Origin of the sequence: Microbacterium sp. ZKA21, assembly GCF_050434165.1 — a bacterium.
Taxonomy (GTDB): domain Bacteria; phylum Actinomycetota; class Actinomycetes; order Actinomycetales; family Microbacteriaceae; genus Microbacterium.
In genome coordinates this window covers 333182-350326 of sequence record NZ_JBNPVV010000001.1, presented here as the reverse complement: position 1 = coordinate 350326, position 17145 = coordinate 333182, and the positions used below count along the sequence as shown (strand labels likewise).

Genomic DNA, 17145 nt, shown 5'->3' with positions numbered 1-17145 from the left:
CCGGGTGACCGGCCGAAAGGGATCATGAACGACGACAATCGCACCGAGCCGTATCCGGACCTCTCGATCGAGCATCCGACCCTCGTGATCCCCGGAAGGGCGGATGCCGCGGCATCGGCACCGCAGCCGAAACGCAAGCGGTGGCCCTGGGTCGTCGGCGGCATCGTCGTCGTCCTCATCGTCCTCGTCGTCGCGGCTGAGCTGATCGCGCGCGCGGTGCTCCCCGGCATCGTCCGCGGCATCGTGATCGATCAACTCGATCTGCCCGCCGACCAGCAGCTCGACGTTCAGGCGGAAGGCATTCTGCTGCCGCAGCTGATCTCCGGCACCCTGACGGACCTGAAGCTCTCGACGGATTCCGTGACGATCGGCGAGATCACCGGCGCCGTCGACGTCACGGCTCTGGGCGTTCCGCTGCGCGGCGGCGATCTCGAGTCGGCGAGCGGAACGGTTCGGATCGATCAGGATCAGTTCGAGGCGCTGCTCGGCGACACGGACCTTCCGATCGATGCGCTCACCTTCGAGGCGCCAGACGTCACGGCATCAGGTTCCGTCGACGTCCTCGGCTTCAGTCTGCCCCTCGCGCTCACCGCCACCCCCGGCGCAGAAGGCGGTGAGCTCACGCTCACGCCGGTCGCGCTGCTCATCGGGGGAGTCGAGCTGAATGCGGACCAGGTGTCGGATCGTCTCGGCGATCTCGGTGCGCGCCTGACCGAGACCCAGCACATCTGCATCGCCGACCAGCTGCCGGCGGGGCTCACGCTCACGGGCCTGACGATCGACGGCACCGCCGCGGTCATCGACCTGTCTGTCGCGGGTGGCATCGTCTCGGATCCGACGCTCCAGGAGAACGGCGTCTGCGAGTAGAGCGTCATCCGGAGGAGCGCGCGTCCTCGACCGTCGCGGCGGAACCGGAGGGAGCAGCGGAACCAGCGGGAACCGGGGCGCCCTGAGCGGCCTCTCTGGCGGCCTTCAGGGTGGCGACGGCGACGGCGAGATCGTGCTCTGCCCGCTGCACGCGACGCTGCGCGAACGTGCTGGCACCGAACCGGGCGCTCACGCGATCCTCGGATTCCTCGATCCCGGTGACGATGTACGCGCTGGCGATGAGGATCACCTGCGTCGAGAAGTTCATCCAGATCAGCAGCGCCAGCAGCGAGGCGAACGTCGCGAGCAGGGGATTGGATGCCGCGCCGCCGACGAACAGGCTCGACAGCTCCTGCAGCACGATGAGTCCGACCGCGCCGAGGAACGCGCCCGACCACAGCGCGCTGGCAGGCGCTCGGCGCCCGGAGAGCAGGACGAAGACGCCGGCGATGAGACCGGCGTCGAGCGCGAACACGACCAGGAGCGAGACGGCGCGGACGCCCCATTCCGCGGCGACCGAGCCGGTCGGCATACCGAGCAGCTCCGTCACCCAGGTGATGCCGAGCCGACCGAGCGCGGTCAGCACCGCCGCGGCCAGGAAGGCGGCGGCGATCCCGGCCGCGAGGAGCAGGTTGCGCAGCACGACCCAGATGATGAAGGCATCCGCCATCACGGTGTCGGCGATGGTGCGCACCGCGGTGCGCAGCGATCCGACCGCGCCCAGTGCCGCGCCGACCAGCGCGACGATCGAGATGACGCTCGCGATCGACAGTCCCACCGGCACGGCGATCTCATCGGGGTCCGAGATCACGCCGTCTTCGCCGAAGAGGCCGGGGATCGCGGCATCCACGGAGGCGATGAGCGCTTTCCACGCCTCGGGGTTGTCCGCGAGCCACACCGTGGCGAGCGAGAAGCCGAGCAGCACGCCGGCGAACACGCTGAACAGTGCACGATAGGTGACGCTGTCGGCCAGCATGGCACCGCGCCTCTCCCCGTAGAGCAGCACTGCTCGAACGAGCTTGCGCTGCAGCGCCCACGCGGTGACGCGCTCGAGCATCCGCGGCAGGCCGCCCTTCTTCGGCGACAGGGGAGAGGGCTCGACGTGTGCTGACTCCATGCCGCCAACGTAGGGCACGCGCCCGCCGCGATCGAGGGGGCTTGCCACCATCCGGCAGGATCGACTAGCGGCGTGGAACACGGCGTCACCGTGACGGAGGGCGACCTGCCGTTGCCTTAGAATCGGGGCAACCTCGCCGTGCGTCTCGTCGCCCGAGAATCCCGAACCCACGATTGGTCCGCTGTGCTTCCCCCCGCCGATTCACTCGCCCCCGAATGGCTCCACGCCCCCGAGGACGCCAACGACCTCGCCCCGGGTGTGTGGCCCGCCTCCGCCGTGCGCGACGACGCCGGCCAGCTCCGGATCGCCGGTCTCGGCGCGGGAGACCTGGTGCGCACCTACGGTTCGCCGCTGCTCGTGCTCGACGAGGACGAGGTCCGAACCAGGGCGCGCGCGTTCCACGACGCTTTCGCGGCCGCGACGGCCGAGCGCGGCACCACGGCACGCGTGTACTACGCGGGCAAGGCATTCCTCTCGACCGCCGTGGCTCGCTGGGTCACGGACGAAGGTCTGAACGTCGACGTCTGCACGCGCGGCGAGCTCGAGGTCGCGCTCGCCGCCGGCGTGGAGCCGGGACGCATCGGCTTCCACGGCAACAACAAGTCCGTCTCCGAGCTCGAACGGGCGGTCGAGGTCGGGGTCGGCACGGTCATCGTCGACAGCCTGATCGAGATCGAGCGGCTCGGCGCCATCACCGCGCGCACCGGCACGCGCCAGAATGTCCTGATCCGGGTGAACAGCGGAGTCCACGCGGAGACGCACGACTTCCTCGCGACGGCCCACGAGGACCAGAAGTTCGGCTTCGCGTTCCCGGATGCCGAGGCCGCCGTCGCCCGCATCCGCGAGCTCGACGGCCTCCGCCTGCTCGGACTGCACTGCCACATCGGCTCGCAGATCTTCGGCGTCGCCGGGTTCCAGGAATCGGCGTCGCGCGTGCTCGAACTGCACGAGCGACTGCGCGCCGGGGGAGAGCTGCCGCTGCTGAACCTCGGCGGCGGTTTCGGCATCGCCTACACCCGCGTGGACGATCCGACGCCGATCGCCGAGCTGGCCGCCGAGATCGTGGACGCGGTGGCGTCGGGCTGCGCCGTCCGCGGCATCCCGCTTCCGGAGCTGGCCTTCGAGCCCGGCCGTGCGATCGTGGGGACCGCTGGGGTCACCCTGTATGAGATCGGCACCACCAAGGACGTCGCTCTGGATGCCGGCACTCGCCGCTACGTGAGCGTCGACGGCGGCATGAGCGACAACGCGCGGACGGCCCTGTACGGCGCGCAGTTCTCCGCCCGGCTCGCGTCCCGCGCCGGGACCGGGGAGCCGGTGCTCGTCCGCGTCGTCGGCAAGCACTGCGAATCGGGCGACATCGTGGTCGACCACGAGTACCTGCCGAATGATCTGACGCCCGGCGACCTGCTCGCGGTCCCCGCGACCGGTGCGTACTGCGCCTCCCTGTCCAGCAACTACAACCACGTCCCGCGTCCTCCCGTCGTCGCCGTCTCCGGCGGCGTCTCCCGGGTGATCGTGCGCGGAGAGACGATCGACGACCTGCTTGCTCGGGATGCCGGTGTCCACGGCATCCCGACCGCTGATGGCGTGGCCGCCGGCCTCGCAGAAGGAGAACGATGACCCTCGGCAACGATCCGGAACAGTACCGACGGCTTCGAGTGGCGCTGCTCGGCGCCGGAGCGGTGGGGTCGCAGGTCGCGTCCTTGCTGCTGCGGCACGGCGACGAACTGGCAGACCGTGCCGGTGCCCGTCTGGAGCTCATCGGTATCGCCGTGCGCAATCCGGATGCGCCGCGCGACGTCGAACTGCCGCAGGAGCTGCTGACGACGGATGCCGAGAACCTGATCCTCGGCAGCGACATCGTGATCGAACTGATGGGCGGCATCGAGCCGGCCCGCACCCAGGTGCTGGCGGCGCTGGGCTCCGGTGCCGATGTCGTCACCGCCAACAAGGCGCTGCTCGCATCGCACGGCCCCGAACTGTTCGAGGCGGCCGACCGCGTCGGCGCGTCCGTCTACTACGAGGCAGCCGCGGCCGGCGCCATCCCGATCATCCGCCCGCTGCGCGATTCGCTCGCCGGCGACCGGGTGGTGCGCATCATGGGCATCGTGAACGGCACGACGAACTACATCCTCGATCGGATGGACACCGAAGGCGCCGACTTCGACGACGTGCTCGCCGACGCGCAGCGTCTGGGCTACGCCGAGGCGGACCCGACCGCCGATGTCGAGGGCTTCGACGCCGCGCAGAAGGCGGCGATTCTCGCCAGCCTCGCGTTCCACACCACCGTTCCGCTGGATGCGGTGCACCGTGAGGGCATCACCGGCGTCACCGCAGGGATGATCCAGCAGGCCGAAGCCGCCGGATACGTGATCAAGCTGCTCGCCGTGTGCGAGCGCATCACGGTCGACGGCGTCGAGTCGATCTCGGTGCGCGTGTACCCCGCGCTCGTCGCTCGCAGCCACCCGCTCGCCTCCGTGCACGGTGCGAACAACGCGGTCTTCGTCGAGGCCGAGGCGGCCGGTTCGCTGATGTTCTACGGCGCGGGCGCCGGCGGCGTGCAGACGGCATCCGCCGTGCTCGGCGACGTCGTGTCGGCCGCGCGTCGCCACATCGCCGGTGGAGTGGGCGTCGGAGAGTCGACGAGGGCGAACCTTCCGATCGTCCCGATCGGACACGTCACGACGCGCTACCAGATCACGCTCGAGGTCGAGGACCAGCCCGGCGTCCTCGCCAGGGTCGCCGGCATCCTGAGCGAAGGCGACGTCTCGGTCGCGACCGTCGTGCAGACGGCGGAGGTCGAAGGTACCGCTCGCCTGGTGATCGGCACGCACCGCGCGACCGAGGGCGCGCTCAGCGCCACGGTCGAGCGCCTCGCCGCGAGCGACGTCGTCGACCGCGTCATCGCCGTGCTGCGCGTCGAGGGGGAGTGAGTTGAGCTCCATCGCCATCCGCGTCCCCGCGACGAGCGCCAATCTCGGCCCCGGGTTCGACACGCTCGGCCTCGCGCTGAGCATCTACGACGACCTCGTCGTCACGGCTCTGCCGGACGACCGGCTCGAGATCGAGGTGTCCGGCACCGGTGCGGATGAGATCGCCAGGGACGAGTCGAACCTCGTCTACCGATCGATCGCGCACGTCTACGCGGATGCCGGCCTCGACGTGCCAGGGCTGCGGATCGTCGCGTCCAACGGTGTGCCGCACGGCCGCGGACTCGGGTCCTCCGGGGCCGCGGTCGCCGCCGGCATTCTGGCCGCGCAGGGGCTGCTCGAGGGCGTCGTCGCGTTCGATGACGACGCCCTGCTCCGCCTGGCGACCGAGCTCGAGGGGCATCCCGACAACGTCGCCCCTGCTCTGTTCGGCGGTCTGACGATCGCCTGGACCGGCGCGGACGGACCGCGCCACAAGAAGCTGCAGGTGCACCGCGGCGTGGCCCCGCTCGTGCTCGTCCCGGAGCACACGGTGTCGACGACGCTGGCCCGCTCGCTGCAGCCGACGCAGGTTCCGCGCGAGGATGCCGTGTTCAACGTGTCGCGCTCTGCGTTGCTGATCGCAGCGCTGACGCAGAGTCCTGAACTGCTGCTGGACGCCACCGCCGATCGCCTGCACCAGGACTACCGTGCCCAGGCCATGCCGGAGACGTACGCGCTCGTGCAGGCGCTGCGCCAGGAGGGGTTCGCCGCCGTCGTCTCGGGTGCCGGCCCGAGCGTGCTCGTGCTGTGCGACGGCCCCGGCCGGCGGCTCGAAGCCGTGGACGTGGCGCGCCGCGTCACCGACACCCCGTGGGACGCCGTCCTGCCGGCGGTCGATGTGCGGGGTGGTACAGTAAAGGAACGAGCGGAGGGGTCCGCGTAGTTTCGTGAAGCTGACCCCCATCGCAATCTGCGAATTCCGTACGTCACATCCAGAGCCTTCATCGTTCTGGCCTACGAGCGCCAAGCGCCCGTGCGTACGAACGTGCACGGCACCCGTCGTGCGCGGCTGACGCTCACATCCCACGACATATAAGGGAGTACTCGTGGAGAATTTCTCCGAGACCCAGAACGACCAGCCTGCTGCGGCACCCGCCGCCGAGGCACCCGCGGCTGACACTTCCGCCGCGGCCGAGACCAAGGCTCCGGCGCGCAAGCGTGCGCCGCGGCGCGCGACCACCGCAACGGCCGCAGCCAAGGCTGCAGCGGCCGAGGCGCCTGTCGCGACCGAAGCCGCTCCTGCGGCGGAGGCCCCGGCCGAGGCCGCCCCCAAGACCCCGCGTCGCACGCGTGCCAAGAAGGCGGATGCCGCGGCATCCGAGACCCCGGCCGCCGACGCACCCGCCGAGGCCGCTCCGGCTGCGGCTCCGGCTGCCGATGGCGAGACCCCGGCCACGGCGCCGAAGGGACGCAAGCGCCCGGCCAAGAAGGCGGCGGCTTCGGCCGAGACGCCCGCTGAGGCATCCGCGGAGGCCAAGAGCGACGTCACGGCGGAGGCGCCGAAGAACGACGCTCCCGAGAGCACGAAGGACGACGCTCCCGCCGACGCTCAGAAGCAGAACGGCTCGGACGCCGACGCCCCCGACGCCGCCGGCGACAACGGCGAAGAGGGCTCCGGCAGGAGCCGCAGCCGGAGCCGGAGCCGCAGCCGAGGCCGTGGCGGCAACGCCCAGAATGGCAACGGCCAGACCGGGAACGGTCAGAGCGGCAACGCGCAGAACAGCAACGCGCAGGAGCAGGCTCCTGTCGACGACGAGCAGTCCTCCGGCCGCAACCGCCAGCGCAACAAGCGCCGCGGCGCGGCGAACACCACCGCGGACGAGTTCGACACCGAGATCGGCGAGGACGACGTCCTGATCCCGATCGCCGGCATCCTCGACGTTCTCGACAACTACGCCTTCGTGCGCACTTCCGGCTACCTCGCCGGCTCCAGCGATGTCTATGTCTCGCTCGGCCAGGTCAAGAAGTACAACCTGCGCAAGGGCGACGCGGTCGTCGGCGCGATCAAGCAGCCCCGCGAGGGCGAGCAGCAGGGCCGCCAGAAGTACAACGCGCTGGTCAAGGTCGACTCGATCAACGGCCTGTCCGTCGACGACGCCGCCACGCGCGTCGAATTCGGCAAGCTCACTCCGCTGTACCCGCAGGAGCGCCTCCGTCTGGAGACCGCGCCCGAAAAGCTGACCCAGCGCATCATCGACCTCGTCGCCCCGATCGGCAAGGGCCAGCGCGGACTCATCGTCGCGCCGCCCAAGGCGGGCAAGACGATCGTCCTGCAGCAGATCGCGAACGCGATCTCGCAGAACAACCCCGAGGTGCACCTCATGGTCGTGCTCGTGGACGAGCGTCCCGAAGAGGTCACCGACATGCAGCGTTCGGTGAAGGGCGAGGTCATCGCCTCGACCTTCGACCGTCCGGCCGAGGACCACACCACGGTCGCCGAGCTGGCGATCGAGCGCGCCAAGCGTCTCGTCGAGCTGGGCCGCGACGTCGTCGTGCTGCTCGACTCGATCACGCGCCTCGGCCGCGCCTACAACATCTCGGCTCCGGCATCCGGTCGCGTGCTCACCGGCGGTGTCGACGCCTCGGCGCTGTACCCGCCCAAGCGCTTCTTCGGCGCGGCGCGCAACATCGAGAACGGCGGATCCCTCACGATCCTCGCCACGGCGCTCGTCGAGACCGGCTCCAAGATGGACGAGGTCATCTTCGAGGAGTTCAAGGGCACTGGCAACAGCGAGCTGCGCCTGTCGCGTCAGCTGGCCGACAAGCGCATCTTCCCGGCGGTGGACGTGAACGCGTCGAGCACCCGCCGCGAGGAGATGCTGCTGAGCCCCGACGAGGTCAAGATCACCTGGAAGCTGCGTCGCGCGCTGGCCGGTCTCGACACCCAGCAGGCCCTCGAGGTCGTGCTGGGCAAGCTCAAGGAGACCCACTCGAACGTGGAGTTCCTCGTGCAGATGCAGAAGTCGATCCCGGCTCCGGCCACCGGCTCCAGCCACGGGCACGAGAACAACATCCGCTGAGTCCGTCGAGCTGACGAAGTGTTCGAGTCCGTCAAGGCGCTCATCGACGAACACCGCCGGGTGCAGGAGGAGCTCTCCGACCCGGCGGTGCACGCCGACGCCGCACGCGCGAAGCGCGTGAATCGGCGCTACGCCGAATTGTCGAAGATCGTCGCAGCGCACGAGGCGTGGATCGCGGCATCCGAGGACCTCGAGGCCGCGCGCGAGCTCGCCCGTGAGGACGACGCCTTCGCCGCCGAGGTCCCGGAGCTCGAGGCGGCCGTCGCGCAGGCGCAGGAGAAGCTGCGGCGCCTGCTGATCCCGCGCGACCCCGATGACGCCCGCGACGTGATCATGGAGATCAAGGCGGGGGAGGGCGGCGCCGAATCGGCGCTGTTCGCCGCCGACCTGCTGCGCATGTACGTGCAGTACGCGGCATCCAAGGGCTGGAAGACCGAGCTGCTGGAGCGCAACGAGTCCGACCTCGGCGGCTACAAGGACGTCCAGGTCGCGATCAAGGGCGCCTCGTCCGACCCCGCGCAGGGCGTCTGGGCGCACCTGAAGTACGAGGGCGGCGTGCACCGGGTGCAGCGGGTTCCCGCGACCGAGTCGCAGGGCCGCATCCACACCTCGACCACGGGTGTGCTGGTGTTTCCCGAGGTCGATGAGCCCGAAGAGATCCAGATCGATCAGAACGATCTGAAGATCGACGTGTTCCGCTCCTCCGGACCAGGTGGTCAGTCGGTCAACACGACGGACTCGGCCGTCCGCATCACGCACGTCCCGACCGGCATCGTGGTGTCGATGCAGAACGAGAAGTCGCAGCTGCAGAACCGCGAGGCGGCCATGCGCGTCCTGCGCGCGCGGTTGCTCGCGAAGCAGCAGGAGGAACTGGATGCCGTGGCATCCGACGCCCGGAAATCGCAGATCCGCACGATGGATCGCTCCGAGCGCATCCGCACGTACAACTTCCCGGAGAACCGCATCGCGGATCACCGGACCGGCTTCAAGGCGTACAACCTCGATCAGGTCATGGACGGAGCTCTCGATCCGCTGATCGAGAGCGCGATCCAGGCCGACGAGGAAGCACGTCTGGCCGCCGTCGGCCAGGATTCCTGAGGCGCGCCGTTCCGCCGGATCGGATGCCGCGGCACTAGGCTCGGGGCGTGATCACGCATCTGCTGCGCGCCGGCATCTTCCTCGCCTCGGCCGCCCTCGGACTCATCGTCGCGGACCTCATCCTCGATGATTTCACCATCGTGTGGTCGCGATGGTGGGAGTTCCTGCTGTGCATCGTGATCTTCGCGCTCGTGCAGACCGTGCTGTCGTGGCTGGCCGAGAAGATCCTGCACCGGTTCCTCCCGGTCCTCGTCGGCGGTGTCGGGATTCTGTCGACATTGATCTCGCTGCTGATCGTCGTGCTGCTGCCCGCCGACGGGATCCGCATCGACGGGCTCGTCGGATGGATCGCCGGTGGCGTGATCGTCTGGCTGGTCGCCGCGATCGCGATGATCGTGCTCTCGAAGATCCTGCTCAAGGACAGGAAGCAGCAGTCCGCCAGGAAGTGAGCGGGTTCGGGTCCGGCGCGACCGGCGGGACGAACCCGAGTCAGATCGAATATTCGGGCGCCGTCAGCAGGGCGCGCGTGTCCTCGCCGGCCACGCGGCTGCGCGCTTTGGCGGGGATGCCGACGAGCACCGAATCGGCCGCCGAGTCCTTCGTGACGACCGCGTTCGCGCCGACGACCGTGCGGTCGCCGATCGTCACGGGTCCGAGGATCTTCGCACCCGCGCCGACGGCCACGCCGTTGCCGAGCGTCGGATGCCGTTTGCCGGCGTCCCTGGTCCGTCCACCCAGCGTCACACCGTGGTACAGCATCACGTCATCGCCGATCTCCGCCGTCTCGCCGATCACGACGCCCATGCCGTGGTCGATGAAGAAGCGGCGGCCGATCTGCGCTGCGGGGTGGATCTCGATGCCGGTCAGCCAGCGGCTCAGCTGCGAGCCGAGGCGCGCAGGGAAGCGCAGCCCGCGGGTCCACAGCGCATGGCTGACTCGGTGCGCCCAGATGGCGTGCAGGCCGGGGTAGAGCAGTGCGATCTCCAGTCCGCTGCGCGCGGCAGGGTCACGAAGTCGGGCGGACGCGACATCCTCGCGCATCCGCCCGACCCACGATTCGACGGGCTCGACAGCCCGTCTGATACGGCCCATCAATCTTCGCGAAGGTCCTCGAACAGTGCCGTAGACAGGTAGCGCTCACCGGTGTCGGGGATGATCACGACCACCTTCTTGCCGGCGTTCTCGGGGCGCGCGGCGACCTGCAGGGCGGCCCACGCGGCCGCACCACTGGAGATTCCGACGAGCAGGCCCTCCTTGGCGGCGAGGGCACGCGACGTGGCGATGGCGTCCTCGAACTCGACCGTGACGACCTCGTCGAACACATCGGTGTCGAGAATCGGCGGGACGAAGTTCGGTCCGATGCCCTGGATCTTGGCGGGACCAGGGGTGCCCTGCGAGAGCAGCGGCGACGCGGTCGGCTCGACGGCGATGACCTGCACGCCTGGCTTGCGCTGCTTGAGCACCTGGCCGACGCCGGTGATGGTGCCGCCTGTGCCGACGCCGGCGACGAAGATGTCGACGTCGCCGTCGGTGTCGCGCCAGATCTCCTCGGCGGTGGTCTCGCGGTGGATCTGCGCGTTCGCCTCGTTCTCGAACTGGTGAGCGAGGATCGCGCCGTCGGTCTCCTCGGCGATGCGCTCGGCCTCGGCGACAGCGCCCTTCATGCCCACCGCGGGGTCTGTGAGCACGAGCTCGGCACCGAATGCCTTGAGGAGCACGCGGCGCTCCTTCGACATCGATGCCGGCATCGTCAGGATGACCTTGTAACCACGGGCCGCGCCGACGAGCGCGAGCGCGATGCCGGTGTTGCCGCTGGTGGCCTCGACGATGGTTCCGCCCGGCGTGAGGGATCCGTCCTTCTCGGCCGCGTTGATGATCGCGATTCCGAGACGGTCCTTGACGCTGGATCCGGGGTTGAAGTACTCGAGTTTCGCGAGCACCTCGGAGCTGAGCCCTTCGGTCACGTGATTCAGCTTGACCAGCGGGGTGTTGCCGAACGCCGTGGTGATGTCGGAGTGGATTCCGGGCATGAAGACGCCTTTCCTGAGCGGGTGACTGTCGTCAGCCTAGGGGAGCGGCATAGCGGCGGCGCATATGTGACTCTCCGTTGCGCCGTACGCTGGAGGGATGCCCGTCTCGATCGCCGCGCTCCTGCGCTCCGTCGCCCAGCAGCTCGCGGATGCCGGGGTCGCGGATCCCGTCGTGGATGCCGAGCTCCTCATCGGCCACGTCGCAGGCCTCGGCCGCGGTGCCGTGCAGGCGGCGGTGGTCCGTGGCGATGCGCTGGAGGATGCGGATGCCGCGGCGCTCGCGCTGCTCGCCGAGCGCCGCGCGGCACGCGAACCGCTGCAGCACATCACCGGAACCGCCCCGTTCCGGCACCTCGAGCTCGCCGTCGGCCCCGGCGTCTTCGTCCCGCGTCCAGAGACCGAGCAGGTCGCGCAGTTCGCGATCGATGCGCTCCTGAACGCGCCGGATGCCGAGCCCATCGGCGTTGACCTCGGCACCGGATCGGGCGCCATCGCGCTGGCGATGGCCACGGAGGTGCCGCATGCGCGGATCTACGCCGCGGAACTGTCGCCGGACGCCTACGAATGGGCGGCGCGCAACACGGCATCCGCATCGAATCTGACCCTGGTCAACGACGACCTCGCCGATGCGTTCCACGAGCTCGACGGCCAGGCTGCCGTGGTGATCTCGAACCCGCCGTATGTTCCCGATGACGCCATCCCGCGGGACATCGAGGTGCGCCTGTTCGATCCGGCGCTGGCGCTTTACGGCGGACCGGACGGACTCGACGTCGTCCGCGTCCTCAGCAGGCGCGCACAGGAGCTGCTGCGCCCAGGCGGCCTGCTCGTCCTCGAGCACGGCGAGCAGCAGGGCGCCCAGATCCGTGCGCTGCTCGTGGCGGACGGCTGGCGCGCTGCGGCCACGCATCCCGACCTCACTCACCGCGACCGTGCGACGACGGCCATCCGACCCTGAGCATCCGCGTCCCCCGCTTCCCAGACACCTCCGCGTAGAATCGACCCGTCATGTCCCCTGTCTTCGACTGCCGCGATGAGGAGCAGCTGCTCGCCGGCATGCGCCGTGCCCGCCAGGCCATCGGCCGCGGCGAGCTCATCGTCATCCCCACCGACACCGTCTACGGCGTCGCCGCCGACGCCTTCTCGCCTGCAGCCGTGCAACGACTGCTCGATGCGAAGGGTCGCGGACGCAACCAGCCGCCGCCCGTCCTCGTGGCGGGACCGTCGACGCTCAACGCACTCGCCGAAAGCGTCCCCGAGCCCGTTCAGCGACTCGTCGACGCCTTCTGGCCCGGCGGACTCACGATCGTGCTCCCCGCTCAGCGCTCGCTGAGCTGGGACCTCGGGGAGACGCAGGGCACGGTCGCCGTCCGGATGCCGGACAGCCGCGTCGCCCTGGAGCTGCTCGAGGAGACCGGTCCGCTGGCCGTCTCCAGCGCGAACCTCACCGGAAAGGATGCCGCCCTCACGGCATCCGACGCCCTCAGCATGCTGGGCGACAGCGTGACCGTCTACCTGGACACCGGGATCAGCCGCGACGGCATCGCCTCGACGATCATCGACGCGACGTCGCTCGTCGCCCGCGGCGAGGATTCACCGGAGCCCCTCGTCCGGATCCTCCGCGAGGGTGCGATCACCCGCGAACAGCTCGAAGACGTGCTCGGCGACCTCCTCGAGCGCGCCGAGCAGCCTGGCGACGTCGATCCGGACGACGTCTCGGACGGCACCGCGTGAAGCAGTACCTGTTCACGATCATCCTCACAGCGACGATCACGTTCGCGCTCTCGTGGGTGGTCTGGCAGCTCAGCCTGAGGTTCAAGCTGTACCCGGGCATCCGCGAGCGCGACGTGCACACCACGCCGACGCCCCGGCTCGGCGGCGTCGCGATCTTCCTCGGCATCGCCACCGCGATCGGCGTCTCGGCGGCGAACCCGTTCTTCGCGACGCTGTGGGTTCCGCCGCAGACCATGTGGTCGGTGCTGTGCGCCGCTCTGCTCATCGCCGTGATCGGGGTGATCGACGACCTCATCGACCTCGACTGGATGATCAAGCTCGGCGCGCAGTTCCTCGCGGCAGGCATCATCACGGTCTGGGGCGGGATGCAGATCCTCTCGCTGCCGTTCGGCGAGATGATCCTGTTCTCCAGCTGGGTCAGCATCGCCGTCACGATGTTCGCGATCGTGATCGTGATGAACGCCGTCAACTTCATCGACGGGCTCGACGGCCTCGTCGCCGGTGTCTGCCTCATCGCCAACAGCGTGTTCTTCGCCTACTCGTACATCGTCTCGCGCGACATCGGCGCCACCACCTACTTCAACCTGTCGACGTTCCTCGCCGCGACCCTCATCGGCGCGTGCATCGGCTTCCTCCCGTGGAACTGGAGCCCGGCGAAGCTGTTCATGGGCGACTCCGGAGCCCTCGTCATGGGCCTGCTCATGGCGACGTCGACCGTGGTGCTGACCGGGCAGTGGCCCGCATCGGCGCTCGACCCGGAGGAGTTCGGGCGCTCCCAGCTGCTCGGTGCCTTCATCCCGATCCTGCTGCCGATCGTCGTCGTCATGCTGCCGCTGCTGGACTTCGGCCTCGCGGTCTTCCGTCGGATGCGCGCCGGCAAGTCCCCGTTCTCGCCCGACCGCAAGCACCTGCACCACCGGATGCTCGATCTCGGCCACCGCGACCGCGACGCCGTGCTGATCTTCTACGCCTGGACCGCCGTGATCTCGCTCGCGCTGCTGCTGATGTACATCGGCACCAGGGAGGACTGGCCCGGCCAGTACTGGATCGGCGCGATCTTCGGCGCGATCGGCGTGGCCGCCTGCCTCGTGGTCACCCTGATGCCGACCAGGCGCGCTGCGCCCGCCGACACGACCACCCCCGATCCGTCGACGGCGGAGGCAGCAGCCTCCGCCACCGAAACCCTGGAGCCCCGATGAGCCCGAGTCCTGTCTCAAGCACGCCAATCCTGCGCAGGACCCTGATCTGGTCCGCCATCGCCGCCGGCATCCTGGCGGTCCTCGCCGGCGGGATCGGTTTCGCCGTGGCCGGGGGAGAGGGCCTCGCCAGCGGTCTGCTCGGCGTTCTGCTCGCCGTCGTGTTCCTGGGGATCACCGGCCTCAGCATCCTGATCGCCAACCGCTGGTACGGCGACCCGCTGTACGTGCAGTTCTTCTTCGCGATCGTACTGGGCGGGTGGTTGCTCAAGCTCGGGCTGTTCGTCGTGATCATGATCGTGCTGGCGGGTCAGCCGTGGATCGTGCCGATGGTGTTCTTCCTGTCGATCGTCGCCGGCGTCGCGATGTCGCTGATCATCGACGTGGTCGTGCTCACCCGGATGCGTCTGCCCAACGTCAGCGATATCTCGCTGCCGACCGTCAATCCCGAGGACGAAGAGCCGTCGACCAATGCGGACGGGGCCGGGCCGAACTTGCCCAAGTCCTGATTCTGATAGTGTTGAGGAGTGCCCGCTCGTGTCCCATGAGCGCTTGCGCCACCGCATCACACCGACCATCGTCGCCCCGGTTCTGAACCGGTGCCCCGAAGCTGGAGCCCGCGCTGTCTAATCTTGCTGCGACCCTGATTCCCCGCCTGGCCGCCGATGGCGAGTTCCACGGCCCGTCGATGGACGACTTCTTCCCGGAGATCTTGTTCAGCGTCATCGGCGTGCCGGTGCACCGCATCCACCTGATCCAGTTCATCTCGGTGCTGGCCGTGGTGCTGCTGCTGTGGCTCGGCACGCGACGCATGCGCGTCGTCCCCGGCCGCTTCCAGAGCGTCGTCGAGATGGGCCTGGGCTTCGTCCGCAGTGGCATCGCGCACGACCTGCTCGGACGCAAGGACGGCGACCGCTTCCTGCCGATCCTCACGACGATGTTCTTCATGATCCTGTTCATGAACATCACGGGCATCATCCCGTTCCTGAACATGCCGGGTACCGCGATCATCGCCGTGCCGCTCACGCTGGCGATCATCAGCTACGTGACGTTCATCTACGCAGGCATGAAGAAGAGCCCCCTCGGGTTCTGGAAGAACTCGCTCTTCCCCGCCGGAGTCCCGTGGCCCGTCTACATCATCGTCACGCCGCTGGAGTTCATCTCGACCTTCATCATCCGGCCCGTGACGCTCACGCTCCGACTCATGATGAACCTCGTCGTCGGGCACATGATCCTGGTGCTGTGCTTCTCGGCCACCTGGTTCTTCTTCTTCACGGCCGGCGGCGGATGGTCGCTGCTCGGCATCGGAACCCTCGCCTTCGGTGGCGCGTTCACGATCTTCGAGATCCTGGTCGTCGTCCTGCAGGCCTACGTCTTCACCGTCCTCACCGCGATCTACATCCAGCTCGCGGTGGCAGAAGAGCACTGAGCGGGTCGGCAACTGCCTTCCCACCCAACGAAAGGAAAAACCCGTGGACGCAACTACGGTTCTCGCTGACATCAACGGTCACCTCGCGGCAGTCGGCTACGGCCTCGCAGCGATCGGTCCGGCCATCGGTGTGGGCATCGTCGTCGGCAAGACGATCGAGGGCGTCGCTCGTCAGCCCGAGCTGGCCGGCCGCCTGCAGGTTCTCATGTGGATCGGTATCGCCTTCACCGAGGCGCTTGCATTCGTCGGCATCGCCGTCGGATTCATCCCTTTCCCTGCCTGATCCATACCGACTTCTGAAGGAGACAGGATGCTGAACGCTCTTGTCACGAACCTCGCGGCCGAGGAAACGCCTAACCCGCTGATCCCCGCGTGGTACGACATCATCTGGTCGGCCCTGTGGTTCGTCGTCATCCTCGTCGTCGTCTGGAAGGTCGCCCTTCCGCGCTTCACGAAGATGCTCGACGAGCGCTCCGCAGCCATCGAGGGCAACATCGCGAAGGCGGATGAGGCTCAGAAGCAGGCCGAGGCCGCGCTGGAGGAGTACACCCGCCAGCTCGCCGAGGCGCGCACCGAGGCCGGTGAGATCCGTGAGGCCGCCCGTGAGGACGGCAAGAAGATCGTCGCCGAGGCCAAGGATGCCGCGACGAGCGAAGCCGCACGCGTGACCGCAGCCGCGCACACGCAGATCGAGGCGGAGCGCCAGTCCGCTCTGGTCTCGCTGCGCTCCGAGGTCGGCACGCTCGCCCTCGACCTCGCCGGTGGCGTGGTCGGCGAGACGCTCTCCGACGACGCGCGTGCCACGGCAGTGGTCGATCGCTTCCTCGCCGACCTCGAGGCATCCGAGGCGGCAAAGTAATGGGCAGCGCGACCACTCAGGCTCTGTCGGCGACGACGGCGGCTCTCTCGCAGGCCAAGGGCGTGACCCTCGGCACCGCGGAAGAGCTGTTCGCCGCCGCGCGGCTGGTGGGCGGTTCGTCCCAGCTGAGCGGCGCGCTCGCAGACCCGTCTGCCACGGCCGAATCACGCGAGAAGGTCGTCCGTACGGTGTTCGCCGGGTTGTCGGCGAGTGCGCAGGACGCACTCGTCTCGCTCTCCGTGCAGCGCTGGTCGGACGCCTCCGATCTCATCGACGGGATCGAGGAGCTCGCCATCCGCGCGGTGGCGATCGCCAAGCCGAAGGACGACATCGAGGGAGAGCTGTTCGGCTTCCTCCGGGTCGTCTCGGGCAACCCCGAGCTCGAGCTCGCGCTGGGCAGCCGCCTGGGCGACTCGGACGCGAAGGGTGCGCTGGTCGAGAAGGTCATCAGCGGTGCGACCGGTGCCCCGGCCACGCTGATCATCTCGTCGCTGGTGCGCCAGCCGCGAGAGCGCCGGGTGCGCCAGCTGCTGAACCGCGCCATCCGCATCGTCGCAGCGCAGCGCGGCCTCATCGTCGCGACCGTGCACACGGCGACGCCTCTGAGCGACGCACAGCGCAACCGCCTGGTCGACAGCCTGTCCCGTCGCTACGACGGTCAGGTGACGCTCACCGAGATCATCGACGCAGGCGTCGTGGGAGGCCTGCGCGTTCAGGTCGCCGATGACGTCATCGACGGCAGCATCTCCGCACGACTCGCCGATCTTCGCCAGAAGCTCGCCGGCTAACACGACTTCGCGCGGGGAACCGCGCACCCAGATAC

At 69.0% G+C, this 17145-nt stretch carries 18 protein-coding genes; 15 read left to right on the top strand and 3 right to left on the bottom strand.

Annotation, left to right across the window (positions count from 1 at the left end):
• Positions 1-24: 24 nt before the first annotated feature.
• Positions 25-867 carry an LmeA family phospholipid-binding protein gene (locus tag M2317_RS01810; RefSeq protein WP_429456754.1) on the top strand — a complete coding sequence of 281 codons (843 nt, stop codon included), beginning with the start codon at positions 25-27 and terminating at the stop codon, positions 865-867.
• A gap of 4 nt (positions 868-871) precedes the next feature.
• Here the strand turns inward: M2317_RS01810 and M2317_RS01805 are convergent, their stop codons facing one another.
• Positions 872-1984, bottom strand: coding sequence for a YihY/virulence factor BrkB family protein (locus tag M2317_RS01805; RefSeq protein ID WP_429456752.1), 1113 nt, complete (start codon positions 1982-1984; stop codon positions 872-874).
• 183 nt (positions 1985-2167) lie between these two features.
• Between M2317_RS01805 and lysA the strand changes: the two genes are divergently transcribed.
• The 6 genes from lysA (at position 2168) to M2317_RS01775 (ending at position 9526) form a co-directional block, all read left to right on the top strand.
• A complete protein-coding gene (lysA, locus tag M2317_RS01800; RefSeq protein ID WP_429456750.1) occupies positions 2168-3607 on the top strand; it encodes a diaminopimelate decarboxylase in 1440 nt (479 codons plus the stop codon).
• Positions 3604-4920 (top strand): homoserine dehydrogenase, encoded by a 1317-nt coding sequence (locus M2317_RS01795; RefSeq protein WP_429456749.1) that lies wholly within the window; start codon positions 3604-3606, stop codon positions 4918-4920. The genes lysA and M2317_RS01795 overlap by 4 nt, the downstream gene beginning before the upstream one ends.
• A 1-nt stretch (position 4921) precedes the next feature.
• Positions 4922-5842, top strand: a complete 921-nt coding sequence (gene thrB, locus M2317_RS01790) for a homoserine kinase (protein ID WP_429456747.1) — start codon at positions 4922-4924, stop codon at positions 5840-5842.
• 163 nt (positions 5843-6005) lie between these two features.
• Entirely contained in the window at positions 6006-7979 is a 1974-nt protein-coding gene (gene rho, locus M2317_RS01785) for a transcription termination factor Rho (protein ID WP_429456745.1), read from the top strand.
• A gap of 18 nt (positions 7980-7997) precedes the next feature.
• Positions 7998-9077: a peptide chain release factor 1 gene (gene prfA / locus M2317_RS01780; RefSeq protein WP_429456743.1), complete on the top strand. Its 1080-nt coding sequence runs from the start codon at positions 7998-8000 to the stop codon at positions 9075-9077.
• A gap of 47 nt (positions 9078-9124) precedes the next feature.
• Positions 9125-9526: a hypothetical protein gene (locus tag M2317_RS01775; protein WP_429456742.1), complete on the top strand. Its 402-nt coding sequence runs from the start codon at positions 9125-9127 to the stop codon at positions 9524-9526.
• A 40-nt stretch (positions 9527-9566) separates the two neighbouring features.
• Here the strand turns inward: M2317_RS01775 and epsC are convergent, their stop codons facing one another.
• Complete coding sequence (gene epsC / locus M2317_RS01770) at positions 9567-10169, bottom strand: serine O-acetyltransferase EpsC (RefSeq protein WP_429456740.1); 603 nt, start codon at positions 10167-10169, stop codon at positions 9567-9569.
• Complete coding sequence (cysK, locus tag M2317_RS01765; RefSeq protein WP_429456738.1) at positions 10169-11107, bottom strand: cysteine synthase A; 939 nt, start codon at positions 11105-11107, stop codon at positions 10169-10171. The genes epsC and cysK overlap by 1 nt, the downstream gene beginning before the upstream one ends.
• Before the next feature lie 97 nt (positions 11108-11204).
• Here cysK and prmC point away from each other — a divergent pair, with 97 nt between their 5' ends.
• The 8 genes from prmC (at position 11205) to M2317_RS01725 (ending at position 17110) form a co-directional block, all read left to right on the top strand.
• A complete protein-coding gene (gene prmC / locus M2317_RS01760) occupies positions 11205-12062 on the top strand; it encodes a peptide chain release factor N(5)-glutamine methyltransferase (protein WP_429456736.1) in 858 nt (285 codons plus the stop codon).
• Between the two features lie 50 nt (positions 12063-12112).
• Positions 12113-12838, top strand: a complete 726-nt coding sequence (locus M2317_RS01755) for an L-threonylcarbamoyladenylate synthase (RefSeq protein WP_429456734.1) — start codon at positions 12113-12115, stop codon at positions 12836-12838.
• Positions 12835-14037, top strand: coding sequence for an MraY family glycosyltransferase (locus tag M2317_RS01750; RefSeq protein ID WP_429456732.1), 1203 nt, complete (start codon positions 12835-12837; stop codon positions 14035-14037). Before M2317_RS01755 ends, M2317_RS01750 begins: the two co-directional genes overlap by 4 nt.
• A complete protein-coding gene (locus M2317_RS01745) occupies positions 14034-14543 on the top strand; it encodes a hypothetical protein (protein ID WP_429456730.1) in 510 nt (169 codons plus the stop codon). The genes M2317_RS01750 and M2317_RS01745 overlap by 4 nt, the downstream gene beginning before the upstream one ends.
• Positions 14544-14722: 179 nt before the next feature.
• Entirely contained in the window at positions 14723-15463 is a 741-nt protein-coding gene (gene atpB, locus M2317_RS01740; protein ID WP_429456728.1) for a F0F1 ATP synthase subunit A, read from the top strand.
• 43 nt (positions 15464-15506) lie between these two features.
• On the top strand, positions 15507-15746 hold the full coding sequence (gene atpE, locus M2317_RS01735) for an ATP synthase F0 subunit C (RefSeq protein WP_429456726.1): 240 nt from the start codon (positions 15507-15509) through the stop codon (positions 15744-15746).
• 27 nt (positions 15747-15773) lie between these two features.
• A complete protein-coding gene (locus M2317_RS01730) occupies positions 15774-16322 on the top strand; it encodes a F0F1 ATP synthase subunit B (protein ID WP_429456724.1) in 549 nt (182 codons plus the stop codon).
• A complete protein-coding gene (locus tag M2317_RS01725; protein WP_429456721.1) occupies positions 16322-17110 on the top strand; it encodes a F0F1 ATP synthase subunit delta in 789 nt (262 codons plus the stop codon). Before M2317_RS01730 ends, M2317_RS01725 begins: the two co-directional genes overlap by 1 nt.
• The last annotated feature ends 35 nt before the right edge of the window (positions 17111-17145 follow it).

Bases quoted from the DNA above. Each gene is read 5' to 3' on its own strand.
- M2317_RS01810 (WP_429456754.1), top strand. From the start codon at position 25: ATGAACGACGACAATCGCACCGAGCCGTATCCGGACCTCTCGATCGAG.
- M2317_RS01805 (WP_429456752.1), bottom strand. From the start codon at position 1,984: ATGGAGTCAGCACACGTCGAGCCCTCTCCCCTGTCGCCGAAGAAGGGC.
- M2317_RS01795 (WP_429456749.1), top strand. From the start codon at position 3,604: ATGACCCTCGGCAACGATCCGGAACAGTACCGACGGCTTCGAGTGGCG.
- epsC (WP_429456740.1), bottom strand. From the start codon at position 10,169: ATGGGCCGTATCAGACGGGCTGTCGAGCCCGTCGAATCGTGGGTCGGG.
- cysK (WP_429456738.1), bottom strand. From the start codon at position 11,107: ATGCCCGGAATCCACTCCGACATCACCACGGCGTTCGGCAACACCCCG.
- prmC (WP_429456736.1), top strand. From the start codon at position 11,205: ATGCCCGTCTCGATCGCCGCGCTCCTGCGCTCCGTCGCCCAGCAGCTC.
- M2317_RS01755 (WP_429456734.1), top strand. From the start codon at position 12,113: ATGTCCCCTGTCTTCGACTGCCGCGATGAGGAGCAGCTGCTCGCCGGC.
- M2317_RS01745 (WP_429456730.1), top strand. From the start codon at position 14,034: ATGAGCCCGAGTCCTGTCTCAAGCACGCCAATCCTGCGCAGGACCCTG.
- atpB (WP_429456728.1), top strand. From the start codon at position 14,723: ATGGACGACTTCTTCCCGGAGATCTTGTTCAGCGTCATCGGCGTGCCG.
- M2317_RS01730 (WP_429456724.1), top strand. From the start codon at position 15,774: ATGCTGAACGCTCTTGTCACGAACCTCGCGGCCGAGGAAACGCCTAAC.
- M2317_RS01725 (WP_429456721.1), top strand. From the start codon at position 16,322: ATGGGCAGCGCGACCACTCAGGCTCTGTCGGCGACGACGGCGGCTCTC.